1 protein-coding gene is annotated in these 855 nt (G+C 62.7%); it reads left to right on the forward strand.

Features of this window, described 5'->3' with window-relative positions:
• Positions 1 to 74: 74 nt before the first annotated feature.
• Positions 75 to 838, forward strand: a protein-coding gene (locus FFK22_RS41975; protein ID WP_138893716.1) for an IS5 family transposase whose coding sequence is annotated in 2 segments (ribosomal slippage) — positions 75 to 410 and positions 413 to 838 — 762 coding nt in all. Because the reading frame shifts where the segments join, the coding sequence is not laid out codon by codon here.
• Positions 839 to 855: the final 17 nt, after the last annotated feature.

The raw sequence follows: 855 nt of genomic DNA on the forward strand, positions 1-855 counted from the left end.
CTAGGAGCTGTGGACTCTTAAGGATTCCCCTCGATCGAGGAACGTGATTCAAGACTGCTTTTGGGGAGGCGGTCTTGGGCGTGATGGAACGATTGGTGCTGAACGATGGTCAGTGGGAGCGGATGGCGCCGCTGATCATCGGCCGGCCGGACCAGAAGGGGTCGACGGGCCGGAACAACCGGATGTTCGTGGAAGGGGTGCTGTGGATCGTGCGGACGGGTTCGCCCTGGCGCGATCTGCCGGAGGTGTTCGGCGAGTGGAACAGTGTCTTCAGGCGGTTCAGCCGCTGGAGCCAAAAGGGCGTCTGGTGGCGCATCTTCGAGGCGCTGTCGGATGATCCGGACTTTGAGTACCTGATTGTCGATGCCACGATCATTCGCGCCCATCAGCACTCGGCCGGGGCTAAAAAGGGGGGTCTGAAGATCAGGCCCTTGGCCGGTCCCGCGGTGGCCTGAGCACCAAGATCCATCTCGCTGTGCGCGGCCTCGGCTGCCCGATACGGTTTGTCCTCACGGCCGGCCAGAAGGGTGATGCCCCGCAGGCCGACGCCCTGATCGAAGACCTGCCCGCCGAGGTCTTCATGGCGGATGCTGCCTATGACAGCGACCGCCTCCGCCAAGCGGTCGCCGCCAAGGGCGCCATCGCGGTCATCCCGAACAACCCCTCCCGAGCTCAGAAATATCCGCTCGACAAGCATCTCTATGCTCAGCGACACCTGATCGAGTGCTGCTTCTCCAAGCTGAAGCAGTTCCGACGCGTCGCCACCCGCTTCGAGAAAACCGCCAGAAATTACCGCGCCGTCGTCACCCTCGCCGCCATTGTCCTATGGCTCAGGTAACTGTCCACAGCTCCTAG

The sequence above is a fragment of the Mycobacterium sp. KBS0706 genome (genome assembly GCF_005938675.2).
Classification (GTDB): Bacteria; Pseudomonadota; Alphaproteobacteria; order DSM-16000; family Inquilinaceae; genus Inquilinus.